Origin of the sequence: Sphingorhabdus sp. Alg239-R122, from assembly GCF_900537065.1 — a bacterium.
In the GTDB taxonomy this organism is placed as follows: domain Bacteria; phylum Pseudomonadota; class Alphaproteobacteria; order Sphingomonadales; family Sphingomonadaceae; genus Alg239-R122.
Genome location: NZ_UNRC01000011.1, coordinates 1 through 15,499, shown reverse-complemented (window position 1 = coordinate 15,499; position 15,499 = coordinate 1). Strand labels below are relative to the sequence as shown.

The following is a 15,499-nucleotide window of genomic DNA, read 5'->3' as shown; positions in this document are numbered from 1 at the left end:
GATAAGGGCGCAGCACAGCCATTATCGGATCGGGCATATCGTTTGGATATGGAGGATGCCGTGAAAGGAACATGATATGAAAGTGAATGTTGAATTGGATTGCACGCCGGAGGAAATGCGCCGTTTTCTGGGGCTTCCCGATGTATCGGCGGTCAATGACAAATATGTCGAAGGTGTGAAGAGCGCGATGGAAGGCGCCACCAATGTCGAACAGCTGCAGAATCTCGCCAAGAATATCGCGCCCATGGGCGAAATGGGGTTGCGCTTTTTCCAGTCGCTGATGGAAACAGGCATGTCGTCGGCATCGGGCGGTAGTAAGAAGTCCAAGAAAAACTAATAGTTACGTCCGTTCTGGGCGTGCAGCAACTGGCCGTGGGAGTGGGCGCTTATGGCGGCACAGGATACCATTTTCGCGCTGTCCTCGGGGCAGCCACCCGCCGCCATCGCCGTGATGCGGATCAGTGGCACGCAGGCAGGCGCCGCGTTACAGGCGCTTGGCGGCAGCCTGCCTGCGCCGCGTCAGGCATCGCTGCGCCAGCTCGTCCATCCTGAAACCGGGGCCACGCTCGATCACGCGCTTGTACTGTGGTTTCCGGGCCCCGATACCGCGACGGGAGAAGATCTGGCCGAGCTGCACCTGCATGGCGGCCGTGCCGTGGTGCGCGCTGTGGAGACGTGTCTTGCCGATATGCACGGTCTTCGTGCAGCCATTGCGGGTGAATTTACACGGCGCGCTTTCCTGAACGGCCGCATGGACCTGGCTGAAGCCGAAGGGCTGGGCGACTTGCTCACCGCAGAAAGCGAATTGCAGCGACAGGCGGCAATGTCAGCACTGAGCGGTCGGTTCTCTCAAGCCATAGAAAGCTGGCGTGAGGATATTCTAAAACTGTCAGCACGGGTCGAGGCGGAACTTGATTTTTCCGATGAGGATGATGTGGCAGCCGGCGCGCTTGATGCGTTGAAGGTAGAGGCGAGCACAATGCGCAGCGCGATAGACGCGGTGCTGGATCAGCCATCGGCAGAGAAACTGAAAGAGGGAATCCGGGTGGTGCTCGCAGGCCCGCCAAATTCAGGAAAATCAACTTTAATCAATCGATTAACAGAAAAAGAGGCTGCCATTGTCTCGGATATCGCGGGTACCACGCGTGATATCATCGAAGTGCCGGTCGCGTTTCAGGGCATACCTTTTGTGTTTACCGACACGGCCGGTCTGCGCGATGCCGAAGGTGATGCGATCGAGAAAATTGGCATAGAGCGGGCGCGCACTGTTATTGGTGAGGCAGATATCGTGCTGTGGCTCGGTGCGGAAGGCGAGGGGCCTCAGCATCCTATGCTATGGGAAATTGAAGCACAGGTTGACGGCACGCCACCATACGCAAAATCCGGTGCGGATATCCGGCTGTCGGCGCGTACGGGTGAAAATCTTGACCGGTTGATCGCAAAGCTAGTGTCGAGCGCAAGCGTATTATTACCGCCGCCCGACAGCTTTGCCGTTAACCAGCGTCAACGTATGCATCTGCTGAATGTGTCGACCGCGCTTACCAGTATAGCAGAGCTTGAGGATTACCTGCTGATCGGAGAAGAGCTGCGCCTTGCCCGCGCTGCGCTCGATGGATTGCTTGGCAGCACGCATACAGAAGATATGCTCGATGCATTGTTCGGGCGTTTTTGTATCGGCAAGTAGCCCTTGAATTCTAACAGGTGTTTCACGTGAAACACGCATAATCGCCCTTTGACCGGGCTCGCAAATTCCTTTATCGGCACATCCATGGAAAAGCATGACTTTGACATTATCGTGATTGGCGGCGGTCATGCCGGGTGTGAGGCTGCGGCTGTTGCTGCGCGTATGGGGTGCCGCACTGCGCTGGTGAGCTTTACACGCGACTCCATCGGTGCGATGTCCTGCAATCCCGCGATTGGCGGGCTGGGCAAAGGCCATCTGGTGCGCGAAGTTGATGCTTTTGATGGGTTGATCGCGCGCGCCGCCGACGCGGCCGCCATCCATTACCGCATGCTCAATCAGAGCAAGGGTAGCGCGGTACAGGGTCCGCGCGTACAGGCGGACCGCAATCTCTATAAAGCGGCGATCCACCACATGCTGGATGCGCAAGATAACCTTACCATTGTCGAAGGAGAGGTCGCAGCACTGCGCTTTACGGGTGATAGCTCAAGGCAAGTCTCTGGCGTTATTCTGGCAGATGGCAGCGAAATTTCCGCAAGTGCCGTCATTCTTGCAACCGGCACATTTCTGGGCGGAAAGCTCTATCGCGGCGAAGAGCGTATGGTGGGCGGCCGGACAGGCGAAAATGCTGCTACATTGCTGGCTGAGCAACTGCGCGATGCGGATCTACCCATGGCGCGGCTGAAAACCGGGACACCGCCGCGCATTGACGGGCGGACAATTAACTGGGCAGCGTTGGAGGAACAGCCAAGCGACGATGGCGACTGGACTATGTCACCGCTGACGCCGCACCGTTCTATCCCACAAATTTTCTGCGCAATCACTCGTACTAATGCGGAAGCGCACAATATTATCCGCTCTGGCCTTGATCGCTCGCCACTTTTTAGCGGAGCCATTGATGCCGAAGGCCCGCGTTATTGCCCTTCGATTGAGGACAAGATTTTTCGTTTTGGTGACCGGGATGGGCATCAAGTGTTCCTGGAGCCGGAAGGACTGGACACACATCTGGTCTATCCCAATGGGATAAGCACGTCTCTTCCCACTGATATTCAGGTGGCCATGGTGCGTGCGATGCAGGGTATGGAAAACGCTGAAATTGTCGTACCCGGCTATGCGGTGGAATATGACCATATCGATCCACGCGCGCTTGACCGTAATCTTGCTATCCGCGAGTTTGAAGGCCTGTATTGCGCGGGACAGATTAATGGGACGACCGGCTATGAGGAGGCAGCAGCACAGGGCCTGATTGCGGGTATGGCCGCGGCGTGTGCAATCCATGGACGCGATACGCCCAGGCTCGACCGTGCCAATAGCTATCTAGCTGTAATGGTGGATGATTTGACATTACAGGGCGTTACCGAGCCTTATCGTATGCTGACAGCGCGGGCGGAATATCGCTTGCGGTTGCGTGCCAATAATGCCTCATCACGGCTCACGGGGATTGGCATGGAGTTGGGATGTATAGGAGCAGATAGGAGAGATTGGTTTGCCGCACGGGAGAGCAGCAAGGCAGAGATAATGCATGGCCTGTCACGCCAAATCGCATCAGATAAAATGATTGAAGCGGGCTTTAGCGTAAAGGCTGACGGTGCGAAGCAATCGCTTTTTGACTGGCTCCGTTTCCCGAATATCGCCCTGAAAGATATGCAGCCATTTCTGCCGCTTATGGGGGATGCCTCAGATGATTTGCTGGTTGAGATTGAGGAAGATGCGCGTTATGCACCTTATCTGGTTAGGCAGGACGCGGAGATGCGCGACTTGCGTGCGAACGAGCAGATTGAACTGGGCGACCATATTAATTATCGTGCAATTACAGGTCTTTCCAATGAAATGGTAGAAAGATTGGAAAAGGCGCGGCCAGAGACTTTATCAGCGGCGGGAAGGGTTCGAGGCGTGACGCCGGCAGCTTTGGTAGCGATTATGGTGCATGTCAAAAGACTGGCTGCCTGATGATTCCACTTTCCATCATAACATCTGAAAATGAAGCACGCGAATGGCTACGAAGCCACCTGGATGTTTCAAGTGAAACTCTGGACAAATTGTCTGAATTTTGTGTGGTCCTGGAAAAAGAGGCCAAGTCACAGAACCTGATTGCTCCGTCGACTTTGCCGCATATCTGGATACGGCATATCGTTGACAGCGCGCAATTACTGGGCCTTGCCAAGTCTTATGGGCATTCAGAAGCGGGCGGCGCCTGGCTGGATCTAGGCACAGGCGCGGGTTTTCCAGGACTTGTCATAGCAATGCTCAGCAGCTGGGAAGTTGTGATGGTGGAATCGCGCGCGCGCCGTATCGACTATCTGCAACGTATGGTGGAGCGGTTCGATCTTGGCCGTGCCGCGCGTGTTGAAGGGACGCGACTTGAAAACCTGGACAGTTTCGACACTGCAGTCATCAGTGCTCGTGCTTTTGCACCGCTTGACCGATTACTGCTTCTCACAGAGCGATTTTCCACAGAAAAAACATTATGGCTGCTTCCCAAGGGACGAAATGCGTCTAAGGAATTGGAAGCGCTGAGTGATAAATGGCAACATTTGTTCCACGTGAAACACAGCATCACCGATGAAGATGCAAAAATATTAAGCGGCTATCTTGTTAAATAGCTGAATTATAGGTTTATATTTTGTTTCACGTGAAACGGGCGCTATTGGGAGTTGATAATGATCCGTATCGCCATTGCAAACCAAAAAGGCGGCGTTGGAAAAACCACCACGACTATTAATGTCGCAACAGCACTTGCGGCCATTGGTTGGCGTGTTTTACTGGTGGACCTTGATCCGCAAGGCAATGCTTCCACAGGTCTGGGCATCGAACAATCTGACCGTGAAAACTCAAGCTATGAATTGCTGACCGGTGAAGCTGACCTTGAGCAATGCGCAGTATCTACGGCTATCCCACAGCTTGACATTATTCCCGCTACGCAGGATCTGTCAGGAGCAGAAGTAGAGTTGGTCGAGTTTGAACAGCGCACACACCGGCTTAAGAACGCATTGGATAATGTGCCCGCAAATCATTGGGATGTTTGTGTAATTGATTGTCCACCGTCACTTGGTTTGTTGACGCTCAATGCGTTGGTGGCCGTGGATTCTTTGCTGGTGCCGTTGCAATGCGAATTCTTCGCGTTGGAGGGGCTTAGTCAACTTTTGCAGACGGTCGAGCGCGTCCAGAACAGGTTTAATGCGGATCTGTCGATCATAGGCGTAGTGCTGACAATGTACGACCGGCGCAACCGGCTGACTGAACAGGTGTCTGACGATGTGCGCGCCTGCCTGGGGCAATTGGTGTTCGGCACAGTTATACCGCGCAACGTACGGCTGTCCGAGGCTCCGAGCCATGGTCTGCCAGCGCTGGTATATGATCATAAATGCGCAGGGTCAGAGGCTTATATCTCGCTTGCACGCGAATTGATCGGCCGTATGCCGGATCGCAAGGTTGCAGCATAAACAGTTGTAAAGAAATAATAATGGGTAAGGATATGACAATCGCCAAAAAGAAAAACACGGGGCTTGGACGCGGATTGAATGCGCTTTTGGGCGAAGTACAGCGTGAAGAGCCACTGGTACAAACCTCTTCGGGTGATAGCCCTGCTGCAACAGGCGGAGTGCAGAATATCTCGGTTGCCCAGATCAAGCCGCATCCTGACCAGCCGCGTCGTTATTTCAGTGATGAAGCGCTGGAGGAGTTGGCGGATAGTATCTCAAAACGCGGCGTGATTCAGCCGATTATTGTGCGGCCCGCCGGGAAGGGCGGTTATCAGTTGGTGGCGGGTGAACGCCGTTGGCGTGCGGCACAGCGTGCCAAATTGCACGAAATTCCGGCAATCGTCCGTGATCTAAGCGATGAAGACACTCTGGCCATAGCGCTGATCGAGAATATTCAGCGCGAAGACCTGAACCCTGTAGAGGAAGCGCAAGCCTATCAACGTCTTATGGATAGCCAGGGCTGTTCACACAAGAAAATCGGCAAGTTGGTAGACAAGTCGCGCAGTCATGTTGCCAATCTGGTGCGATTGCTGGCCTTGCCTAATTCCGTGCTGCAGATGGTGGCTGAAGGCGACCTTTCCATGGGCCACGCCCGCGCATTGATCAACAGCGAGAATGCGGCGGCGATCGCAAAGGACGTGGTGGCGCAAGGATTGTCCGTGCGCCAGACGGAAAAACTGGTGCGGGGCCCGCGCAAGCAGGCCGAGCCGCCTCTGGAAACCAAGTCTCTGGATAGCGGTAATGCCGATATCGCCGCTGTGGAACGTCATTTGGAAGACCTTCTTGGCCTGAAAGTGAAAATCACGTCCGATTCGAATCATAGCAGCGGGCAGGTGGTGATTCGGTATGGAAATCTCGATCAGCTTGACCTGATATGCCAGCGCCTTTCGGGTGAGGGGCTTTAAGGTAAATTCATTAAAGTTCTGATATATATGACTATTAATCCTAAAAGGGTAAGAATTTAACCTTTTCTTCACCCTGTTTCTAAGCAATTTCTGAAATCTTTGTGTCCATAAGAGCTCGTGAATGGAGTGGATTATCCGTTCTCAGGGCCGCCATGGGGGCGTCCCAAGATGACCACTGCGCCGTGGCGCAATTCTAAAGGGACCAAATATATGTTTAACAAAGCGAAATTTCTGACCGCTGGCTCTGCTGTACTGGCGGCTGCTCTCGTTTCCACCTCTGCGAATGCTGCAACGGCCAATGCCGATGCGCGCGCCACCATCCTTGAGCAGATAACGGTCACAAAAACATCTGATCTTGATTTTGGCACAGTTGTTGTGGGCGCGACCGGCGGCAATGTTGCACTGAGCTCTGCTGATGGTTCGGTATCATGTGATGCGGCGCTGGTATGCTCTGGCACAACCACAGCGGCGGCTTTCGATGTAACAGGTACAGCTGGTGAAACTGTTGATATTACAGTTGATCCTTCGGTAAACTTGGTAAGCGGCGGTAACAGCATGACAGCTTCACTTTCCGGCAGCGACGCTTCATTGGTACTGGCTGGCGGTGACAGCTTTACAGTAGGCGGCACACTTGCAGTCGCCGCAAATCAGGCTGCAGGCGACTATGTCGGCAATTTTGATGTGACTGTTGAATATCAGTAATATCTGAAACAGCGCTGACATCAGGCCGGCTGAAAATACAGAAAAAGCCGCGTTCCCCGTGAAAACAGGGCGCGGCTTTTTTACGTCTCTTTTCTTCGGCCTTTTAGGTTATGGTTAGCGAAATATAAACCATATTGAGCGACACTCCTTGCATGAGAAGTAAAAATTTCTGCGGGAGTATGTACATGTCCGGATTCACCAAAAGCCTATATATATGGGCAGCAGCATTGATGCTGGCGCCGCTTCCAGCGCAGGCAGCAGGAGACCTGCTGGTGGCGCCGACCCGCGTTGTGCTGGACGGTGCGCGCGGAACTGAGGTGATACTCAACAATGTAGGTGCGGAGCCCGCGACGTACCGGATCAGCCTGGAACTGCGGCGGATGACCACAGATGGCAAGCTGGACGAAGTGACAAAGGAAGAGGCAAACGCGTTGGAACAGGCGGCGTTGTCGATGATCCGCTATGCGCCGCGCCGCATTACACTGGCACCGAACCAGCCACAGGCGATCCGCATCGGTGTCCGGCCGCCTGAAGGGTTGGCAGATGGAGAATACCGGGCGCACATGCTGTTCCGGGCAATACCGAAAGCCAGGCCGGTGGCCCCGCAGGCGGGTGAGGCACAAGGACTATCCATTGCACTGACACCTATTTATGGCGTCACCATTCCGGTCATCATACGCAAGGGTCAGCTGCAGGCGAGCGCGGCCATTGCCAATGGCCGTGTCGTTACCGATCAGTATGGCGCTGCTTTTGCATTTGATCTGTCACGGCGGGGCGACAAGTCAACCTATGGCGAAATACGTGTAACCAAACCGGGGTTGGATGAGCCATTGCTCGTTGCACGCGGCATCGCGGTTTATGCCGAGGTGGACGCGCGCGCAGTGAAATTACCCGTACCCCCGGAAATTGCCCGCCAGCTCACCGGACCGGTGAAAATCGAGTATTTTGAGGCCAGTAGCGCTGGAGGCGGTCTTATCGCTTCAGTGCAGACAGTGCTTAAATAGCGTCAGGCCCGGATAGAAGGCCAGGTATAATCCAGCACCGATGACATATTTCTCCAACCTTTCCAGACGGCTGGCCATAATGGCCGCAGCGATAACCGGACTCGCCATGGGTCCGGTTTCGCCCGTTTATGCGCAGGATGAGGATAGTGTCAGCTGGACTGCTAATGAGGATGATGCTGTTCTGCTGGACCTGCGGGTCGGACAGTACCGGATGGGCGATGGCATTCGCGGGTATCAGACCGACAGGGGTATATGCCTTGACCTGGCCGACACTATAATGGCGCTTGATGTGCCGGTCCGGCTCGATAAAAAGTCGCGCCGCGCAACTGGCTGGTTGTTTGGGGAGAATGAAATCCTGCGCATCGACCGTGACCAGAATATGGTACAAAACGTGAACAATAAGCGTACCCTCGCAAAAGGCGAGATTTATGATGCGCCCGAAGGGTGGTGCGTGGATTCGAAAAGCCTGTCCGAATGGTTTGACGTCACATTGACGCCAGATCTGTCAAATGCCGTGCTGCTCATGTCGGCAAAGCGTAAACTGCCGTTTCAGCTGGCAATCGAGCGCCGCGAACGGGCGGCGAAAGTGCGGCCACGCAAAGAATTTGATCTGGCATCACTGCCCCAGGCATCACAGCCCTATAAGGTGTGGCGCACACCGTCGGTGGATGCGGTTGTTTCGGTCGGCGGCCTGCGCGACAAGAGACGCGGCGGACAGGTTGATGCGCGCTATGAAATCTTTGCATCGGGTGAAATCGGCAAGGCTTCGTTTGATGCGCGGCTCTCGTCCGACAACAAAGCTGTTCCGCAAAGCTTGCGCCTGCGCGCCTATCGCGCTGATCCAAAAGCGAAATTGCTCGGCCCACTCAAGGCTACACAGGTAGCGGTGGGCGATGTCATCACCTATACGACACCTTTGGTGGCGCAATCGGTTGTTGGCCGCGGCGCGTTTGTAACCAACCGTCCGATCGAACGTCCGGATACATATGACCGCACCAGTTTTCGCGGTGAATTGCCGGTTGGCTGGGACGCAGAGCTTTATCGCAACGGGCAATTGCTCGGCTTTGCCGAAAGCCGCAGCGATGGTCGCTATGAATTTGTCGATATCCCGCTGCTGTATGGCAATAACAGTTTCGAAGTCGTGCTTCATGGCCCGCAGGGGCAGGTGCGGCGCGAACAGAAAAGTGTGCCTGTGGGGCTGGATTCGATACCACCCCGAAAAACCTATTATTGGGCAGGATTTAACCAGGCAGGGCGTGACCTTGTCACCATCGGAGATGGCTTTGCAGTACCTGAAAATAGCGGCTGGCGGGGGAGTTTTGGCCTGGAACGCGGTGTTGACGCCAGGACGTCGGTTGCTGCGGCGTTGCACAGCCTGCGTGTGGATGGGCGGCGGCATCAGTATCTTGAGGCATCGCTGCGACGTGCTATTGGACCTGCATTGGCTGAATTTTCGGGCGCCTATAACCTGTCAGGTGCAGGCGCCTTGCGTGGGCAGATATTGGGGCAGATTGGCGATACGCATTTCCGTGCCGAAACGATCTGGGCGGAGAATGATTTTGATTCTGACCTGCTCGATATCGATGTAAACGGGCGGCATAGCCTGACGTTCAACCATTTCTTCAAAATGGGGCGTTCCACACTGCCGGTCGAGCTGGAAGCGCGATACAAAACCCGGGCAACCGGGCTCGATAGCGCCGAGATTTCCAGCAGAGTATCATATAATTTCCGGAACATATCACTGACAAATGAAGTTAACTATCGGAAAAACATATCAAAATACGGACCAAGTCCACCCGACCGGATTGAAACAGGTGTGCTTGCGAATGTCCGGCTGGGCAAGGTGCGGCTGCGCGGTGAAGGCCGCTTTCGGTTGTCGCCTGAGGCGCGTTTCGAACGTGTGTCGGCGATTGCCGAATGGCGGTCGGGCGAGCGGTCGGACTTGCGTGCGGAACTGGCCTATGATGGCCCGCAGAGCCGGGTGCGCGGCGCATTAGGCTATATTCGGCAGTTCAACGCATTTTCGCTTAATGCGAGTGCGGAACTGGCCAGTGACGGGTCGGTTGCGGCGGGCCTCAACCTTGCTTTCAGCATTGGCCCCGATCCGCGCAGTGGGAAGATCCGCTTTTCCAATGAAAAACTCGCCACCAATGGCCAGGCGATGGCGATTGTGTTCCGCGACCGGAACCGCGATGGCATAAGGCAGGCGGATGAACCAGTGGAAAAGGATGTGGAGCTTGTTGCCGGCCGCACCACTGCGTTGACTGCGACCGATGCCAATGGCCGCGCAATTGTCGATGGCCTGCAGCCGTTCCAGCCAATATTGATCGGCATTGATGCGGGCAGCCTGCCTGATCCGTTTGTTCAGCCCGCCAATGCGGGTGTCGTGGTGACGCCGCGGCCTGGCATTGCCGCGCGCATAGAGCTGCCGCTGGTGAGTGCAGGCGAAATTGATGGCACGCTGATCAGCAGCGGTGGCGGCACATTGCAGGGTGTTGACCTGGAGCTGCTTGATGCTGAAAACCGTGTGGTGCGAACGACACGCAGCGAATTTGACGGTTTCTTCCTTTTTGAAAGTGTGCCCTATGGCGCGTACAGCATCCGTGTGGCCAAACTGTCAGCGGATGCGGCGCGTATTGAGAGGACCCTTGGCGCAAGGGCTGTGTTGTCGGATGCGGAATCGCTTGTGAAGCTCGGTTATGTGAAGGCGCGCGCGCGCAGTTCCGGCATCGCGGGTGCTGCACCTGATCCTGCAACACTCAATGAATAACCCTATATATCCTGCGCCGCGGCCCAGCCGCTTGCCCAGGCCCACTGAAAATTATAGCCACCAAGCCAGCCGGTAACATCAGCGGCCTCACCAATAACGTACAGGCCAGGCATTTTCCGCGCTTCCATTGTTTTGGAAGACAGCTCCGCGGTGCTGACCCCGCCCGCCGTGACCTCGGCCTTGGCAAATCCCTCGCTGCCATTGGGGTGGAATGCCCAGCTCGCCAACTGTTCTTCAGCCATCGCGAGTTTCCTGTCCGGCAGGTTGGCAAGTGTGCCGGGAAGGTCCAGTTTCTCCGCCAGTGCCGCCGCGAGCCGTGCGGGAAGATGTGACGATAATAGCGAGGCTAGGGTAGCGCTGTGCCTGTCCTTCTTGGCATTTTTCAGCCAGCCCGGCTCATGGTCTGGCAGGAAGCTGATCTTCAGCATGTCGCCATGACGCCAGTAAGAGGAAACCTGCAATATAGCTGGCCCAGACAGGCCGCGATGGGTGAATAGTGCGGCTTCGCGGAAACGCGTTTTGCCGCAGGTCGCGACTACATTCGCCGAGACTCCGGAAAGCTCACGGAACATCACTTCATCACCGCCCAGTGTAAGCGGCACCAGCGCCGGACGCGGCTCGACAATTTTCAGGCCGAATTGCCGCGCCAGGTCATAGGCAAAACCGGTGGCACCCATTTTCGGAATGGACGGACCGCCCGTGGCCACGACAAGTTTGGGCGCTGTATAGATTTTGTCGCGCAGCGCGACTTTATAATGCGATCCATCATGGCTGACGTCACCAACTGCATCACCGAGCAGGATGTGGGTCCTGCCTTTCTCGCACTCAGCCAGCAGCATATCGACAATCTGGCAAGCAGGCCCATCGCAGAAGAGCTGACCCAGTGTTTTTTCGTGCCAGGCAATGCCGTGACTGTCCACAAGCGCGATAAAATCCTGTGCCGTGTAGCGGCTAAGCGCGGACTTGGCAAAATGCGGGTTCCCGGACAGATAACGGTCGGGGGCGGTTTGTATATTGGTGAAATTACAGCGCCCGCCGCCAGATATCAGAATTTTCTTGCCCGGTTTGTCCGCATGGTCGATCAGCAGCACGCGCCGCCCGCGCTGCCCGGCCATGGCCGCACACATCATGCCCGCACCGCCTGCGCCCAGGATAATGGCGTCGTAATGGTCAGGCTGTTCGGGCAATGCACATCCTTTGTCTGTTGGTAATCCGCTCCCTCTGCATGGCTGGCGGTGCAAAAGCAAGGTAGCGGCATAAGTTTAACCAAGCGGTTAAATTGGATTGACCTACGCATGGCCATGTCGCTAAACCCGCCAACAACAGATAAGCTAACGGAGAATGTCCATGTCCCTCGATCGTATCCCGCGTAGTGCCTATAGTGAAGACCATGAGGCGTTTCGCGATACCGTGCGCGCCTTTATGGAAAAGGAAGTCGCGCCCAATGCGGAACAGTGGGACAAGGATAAGATCGTCCCCAGGGAGCTGTGGCCCAAGGCGGGTGAGCTGGGCATGCTGTGCCCCACTGTGCCCGAGGAATATGGCGGGTTGGGGCTTAATTTCGGCTATAATGCAATCGTTGACGAAGAGGTTGCCTATACCGGCGGATCGCCGCTGGGCTTTTCGCTGCAATCGGACATCGTGGTCAGCTATATTGTCAATTACGGTTCCGAAGAACAGAAGCAGAAATGGCTGCCGCGGCTGGTATCTGGCGAGACGATTACCGCAATTGCGATGACTGAGCCGGGTACGGGTAGCGATCTTCAAGGGATGCGCACTTCGGCCAAAAAAGACGGCAATCACTACGTCATTAACGGCTCCAAAACCTATATCACCAATGGCCAAAATGCAGATTTGACTCTGGTATGCGCCGTGACCGATCCTGATGCGGAAAAAGCGTGGCAAGGCATGTCCATCATCCTTGTCGAAGGGGACCGTGAAGGTTTTGAACGTGGCCGCAACCTTGATAAGATCGGACAGGATGCCGCCGATACGTCAGAGCTTTTCTTTAATGATGTACGCGTACCGATGACCAACTGCCTGGGTGAAGAAGGCAAGGGTTTTATCTATCTGATGAGCGAATTGCCGCAGGAACGTCTGTCGATCGCTGTGTCGGCGCAGGCGAGCGCGCAAAAGGCATTTGACGATACGGTTGAATTTGTTCGTGAACGCAAGGCGTTTGGTAAACCGATACTGGGTTTCCAGAACACCCGGTTCGTGCTGGCGGATCTCAAGACAAAGCTGCAAGTGGGTTGGGCGCATCTCGACTGGGCATTGAACCGGCATTACAAAAAAGAACTGACGCCTGAAGAAGGCGCCGCGGCAAAGTTGTGGCATACCGAGCTGCAATGGGAAGTGATGGACAAATGCCTGCAATTTCACGGTGGTGCGGGTTATATGAACGAATATAACATTGCCAAGGCCTGGCGCGCCGCGCGTGTGACGCGGATATTTGGCGGGACGAGCGAGATTATGAAAGAGCTGATCGGAAGAGGGCTTTGATTTGATTTTCTCACGGAAATAAGCCTGTCCCATCCCGCTCCCCCGCCCAATCTCCCGATGACATTATACCCTGTCGGGAGTTGGGCGGGGGAGCGGGATGGGACAGGCTTGTGAGCAAGAGCGAACTGGAGGCGTGAGCCGACCTAATCAAAGAATCCCAATCCATCTTGTTAAGACAGGCGCGTCAAACTAAAGACACTGCTTCAAAAAAGGATACCCTCACACCATGCCCAGACCTGAAAGCTGGCAGACAGATATTAACAGTTATCCCTTCGCGCATCCCACCGAGACGCGCTTTGCCGATGTCGACATGTTGGGACATATCAATAATGTCGCGATGGCCGGCCTATTTGAACATGGCCGCGGTAAGTTCAATCATGCAATATCGGTGGAGCGCCGTAGTGAAGGGCAACGCTGGTTGATCGCGGCGGTCAAGCTCGACTATATCGCTGAAAGCTATTTCCCCGAACCTGTGGTGATTGCCAGCGGCATCGGCCGGATCGGTAATAGCAGCTGGGATATATATTCGGCCGCGTTCCAGCAGGATAAATGCGTCGCCCTATGTGTGACCACGATCGTGCTCACCGACAAAAACGGCCCCACTCCCATAGGCGATGAACTGCGTGCAGAATTTGAACGGTTGAAGGTGGCAAAGGCCTAGCCTTCAATATCGACTTTCAGGCGGTCCAGAAGAGCTACCGCCCTTTTGGCATGCGGTCCGATCCAACGTTCATGGATCTGGTGTATAGGGAGCGGGTTGAGGTAATTCCAACGTTCGCGGCCCTTGCGCTCGACAATGACAAGGTCAGCCTCTTCCAGTACCGACAGGTGCTGCATAACCGCATAGCGGCTGAGTTCCGGAAAATGTTCGCACAACACCCCCGTCATTAATGGCTGGTCGCGCAAGTCATCCAGTATTTGCCGCCGGATAGGCGAAGCCAGTGCTTTGAAAACATTATCATATTTTTCTGTAATTGACATGTGATAAATATATAACATATTATTGTAGCGACTCAAAGGGAGAATTACGGTGGATTTGAAGTTCAAGGTGAGTGCGCGGATTGCGGGGCCAGTGGAGGAGGTATTTGAAGCGGTTGCGGATCCCGACAAGCTGTCCGCATATTTCACCACTGCCGGTGCAAAAGGGCGGATCAAGGCAGGTGCGACAGTCATATGGGGGTTTCACGATTGTCCCGGCCCATTTCCGGTCCTGATCCGCGAAGTCGTGGAAAACGAGAAAATCGTGCTGGAATGGGAGACAAGTGATGAGGGTGTCGATGAGCCGTATATGACGGAAACCACCATGACGTTCGAGCCGCTGGATAACAATTGCCGAACGCTGGTCACTGTTACTGAAAAAGGCTGGCGTAAAACGCAGACGGGACTCGATTCCTCTTACAGCAATTGCATGGGCTGGTCACAAATGCTGTGCGCCATGAAAGCCTGGGTCGAGCATGGCATCAATTTGCGCGAAGGCATGTATAGGTAAGGCTAGTCTTTAAACTCCGCCTTGCGTTTCCCCATAAAGGCCATCACGGCCTCCATCTGGTTCGGGCTACGGATGATTTTGGCTTGCTCAACGCTTTCCTCAATCAGGATGGCGTCGGAATCCATGTCAGGGACTTTGTTGAACAGTGCCTTGGCTGCGCGGATGGCGTCGGGGTTTTTGCTGGCAATTTCTGTCGCTATTGCCATAGCGCGGCCGTGCGGGTCGCTGTCATTATACGTGGCAAAGCCTAGCGATAACGCTTCTTCGCCGCTAAATTCGCGGTTGGTATATGTAAGCTCACGGATAACGTCATCGCGTACGAAACCCCGCCAGACTGTATAGCCGCCCATATCGGGGACCAGGCCCCAGCGCATTTCCATGACCGACAGCCGTGCATCGGGCGCGATAATGCGCATGTCCGCGCCAGACATTATCTGTGCGCCGCCGCCAAAACACACGCCATGCACCGCGGCGATTACCGGCATGGGCAGCTTGCGCCACACCATGGCCACCTGTTGGAACTTATTACTGTCGCCATAGGTGCGATCGGTCAGCTTGTTGGGGCCGCCGCTGTCTCCCAATGCTGTAAAACTGGCCATATCGAGTCCAGCACAGAAACTGCGTCCCTCGCCCGAGAGCACCACGGCGCGGACATCGCTGCGTTCATGCAGGGCCGCCCCTGCTTTGATAATGCCCGCAAACATATCGGGGTCGAGTGCATTCATCTTGTCGCTTCGGATCAGGTGCACATCGGCAACATGGTCTGCAATGTCGATACGGACACGGTCTTTGAAAGTAAGGATTTCGGTGGTCATGGGAGCATTCCGCCTGTTGTTTGATTTGTGCCAGTCAACATCGTTGTGCGGCACATGTCCAGCCTTAAAGCGCGGCGCGAGGCAACTAATCGATGTTCAACCGGTAACCCTGGCCTTTGACTGTATGAACGAGGCGTGCGGCTTTATAC

General features: G+C 55.1%; 15 protein-coding genes. 12 read left to right on the top strand and 3 right to left on the bottom strand.

Annotation, left to right across the window (positions count from 1 at the left end; all coding sequences use genetic code 11):
* Positions 1 to 76: 76 nt before the first annotated feature.
* From G6Q15_RS10375 to G6Q15_RS10335, 9 genes are all read left to right on the top strand, one after another.
* Positions 77 to 337, top strand: coding sequence for a DUF6489 family protein (locus G6Q15_RS10375; RefSeq protein WP_164118488.1), 261 nt, complete (start codon positions 77 to 79; stop codon positions 335 to 337).
* A 51-nt stretch (positions 338 to 388) separates the two neighbouring features.
* Positions 389 to 1,684 (top strand): tRNA uridine-5-carboxymethylaminomethyl(34) synthesis GTPase MnmE, encoded by a 1,296-nt coding sequence (gene mnmE / locus G6Q15_RS10370; RefSeq protein ID WP_164118486.1) that lies wholly within the window; start codon positions 389 to 391, stop codon positions 1,682 to 1,684.
* A gap of 84 nt (positions 1,685 to 1,768) precedes the next feature.
* Positions 1,769 to 3,631, top strand: a complete 1,863-nt coding sequence (gene mnmG / locus G6Q15_RS10365) for a tRNA uridine-5-carboxymethylaminomethyl(34) synthesis enzyme MnmG (RefSeq protein ID WP_164118485.1) — start codon at positions 1,769 to 1,771, stop codon at positions 3,629 to 3,631.
* A complete protein-coding gene (locus G6Q15_RS10360) occupies positions 3,631 to 4,284 on the top strand; it encodes an RsmG family class I SAM-dependent methyltransferase (protein WP_164118483.1) in 654 nt (217 codons plus the stop codon). The genes mnmG and G6Q15_RS10360 overlap by 1 nt, the downstream gene beginning before the upstream one ends.
* Before the next feature lie 57 nt (positions 4,285 to 4,341).
* Positions 4,342 to 5,124 (top strand): AAA family ATPase, encoded by a 783-nt coding sequence (locus G6Q15_RS10355; protein WP_164118481.1) that lies wholly within the window; start codon positions 4,342 to 4,344, stop codon positions 5,122 to 5,124.
* Between the two features lie 20 nt (positions 5,125 to 5,144).
* Positions 5,145 to 6,068 carry a ParB/RepB/Spo0J family partition protein gene (locus G6Q15_RS10350; protein ID WP_240330846.1) on the top strand — a complete coding sequence of 308 codons (924 nt, stop codon included), beginning with the start codon at positions 5,145 to 5,147 and terminating at the stop codon, positions 6,066 to 6,068.
* Between the two features lie 210 nt (positions 6,069 to 6,278).
* Complete coding sequence (locus tag G6Q15_RS10345; protein ID WP_164118478.1) at positions 6,279 to 6,770, top strand: DUF4402 domain-containing protein; 492 nt, start codon at positions 6,279 to 6,281, stop codon at positions 6,768 to 6,770.
* Between the two features lie 185 nt (positions 6,771 to 6,955).
* Positions 6,956 to 7,774, top strand: coding sequence for a molecular chaperone (locus G6Q15_RS10340; protein ID WP_164118476.1), 819 nt, complete (start codon positions 6,956 to 6,958; stop codon positions 7,772 to 7,774).
* A gap of 40 nt (positions 7,775 to 7,814) precedes the next feature.
* Complete coding sequence (locus tag G6Q15_RS10335) at positions 7,815 to 10,544, top strand: carboxypeptidase-like regulatory domain-containing protein (RefSeq protein WP_205518154.1); 2,730 nt, start codon at positions 7,815 to 7,817, stop codon at positions 10,542 to 10,544.
* Between the two features lie 2 nt (positions 10,545 to 10,546).
* Here the strand turns inward: G6Q15_RS10335 and G6Q15_RS10330 are convergent, their stop codons facing one another.
* Complete coding sequence (locus tag G6Q15_RS10330) at positions 10,547 to 11,731, bottom strand: NAD(P)/FAD-dependent oxidoreductase (RefSeq protein ID WP_164118472.1); 1,185 nt, start codon at positions 11,729 to 11,731, stop codon at positions 10,547 to 10,549.
* A gap of 160 nt (positions 11,732 to 11,891) precedes the next feature.
* On the opposite strand from G6Q15_RS10330, the gene G6Q15_RS10325 reads away from it, so the two are divergent.
* The gene (locus tag G6Q15_RS10325) at positions 11,892 to 13,046 is read left to right on the top strand and encodes an acyl-CoA dehydrogenase family protein (protein ID WP_164118470.1); all 1,155 of its coding nucleotides are present in this window, start codon (positions 11,892 to 11,894) and stop codon (positions 13,044 to 13,046) included.
* A 226-nt stretch (positions 13,047 to 13,272) separates the two neighbouring features.
* Positions 13,273 to 13,707: an acyl-CoA thioesterase gene (locus G6Q15_RS10320; protein WP_164118467.1), complete on the top strand. Its 435-nt coding sequence runs from the start codon at positions 13,273 to 13,275 to the stop codon at positions 13,705 to 13,707.
* On the opposite strand, the gene G6Q15_RS10315 is transcribed toward G6Q15_RS10320, so the two are convergent.
* Positions 13,704 to 14,027 (bottom strand): helix-turn-helix domain-containing protein, encoded by a 324-nt coding sequence (locus tag G6Q15_RS10315; RefSeq protein WP_164118465.1) that lies wholly within the window; start codon positions 14,025 to 14,027, stop codon positions 13,704 to 13,706. The two genes, G6Q15_RS10320 and G6Q15_RS10315, sit on opposite strands and share 4 nt — an antisense overlap.
* Before the next feature lie 49 nt (positions 14,028 to 14,076).
* On the opposite strand from G6Q15_RS10315, the gene G6Q15_RS10310 reads away from it, so the two are divergent.
* Positions 14,077 to 14,535 carry an SRPBCC domain-containing protein gene (locus G6Q15_RS10310; RefSeq protein ID WP_164118463.1) on the top strand — a complete coding sequence of 153 codons (459 nt, stop codon included), beginning with the start codon at positions 14,077 to 14,079 and terminating at the stop codon, positions 14,533 to 14,535.
* A 2-nt stretch (positions 14,536 to 14,537) separates the two neighbouring features.
* On the opposite strand, the gene G6Q15_RS10305 is transcribed toward G6Q15_RS10310, so the two are convergent.
* Positions 14,538 to 15,350: a crotonase/enoyl-CoA hydratase family protein gene (locus G6Q15_RS10305; RefSeq protein ID WP_164118461.1), complete on the bottom strand. Its 813-nt coding sequence runs from the start codon at positions 15,348 to 15,350 to the stop codon at positions 14,538 to 14,540.
* Between the last annotated feature and the right edge of the window lie 149 nt (positions 15,351 to 15,499).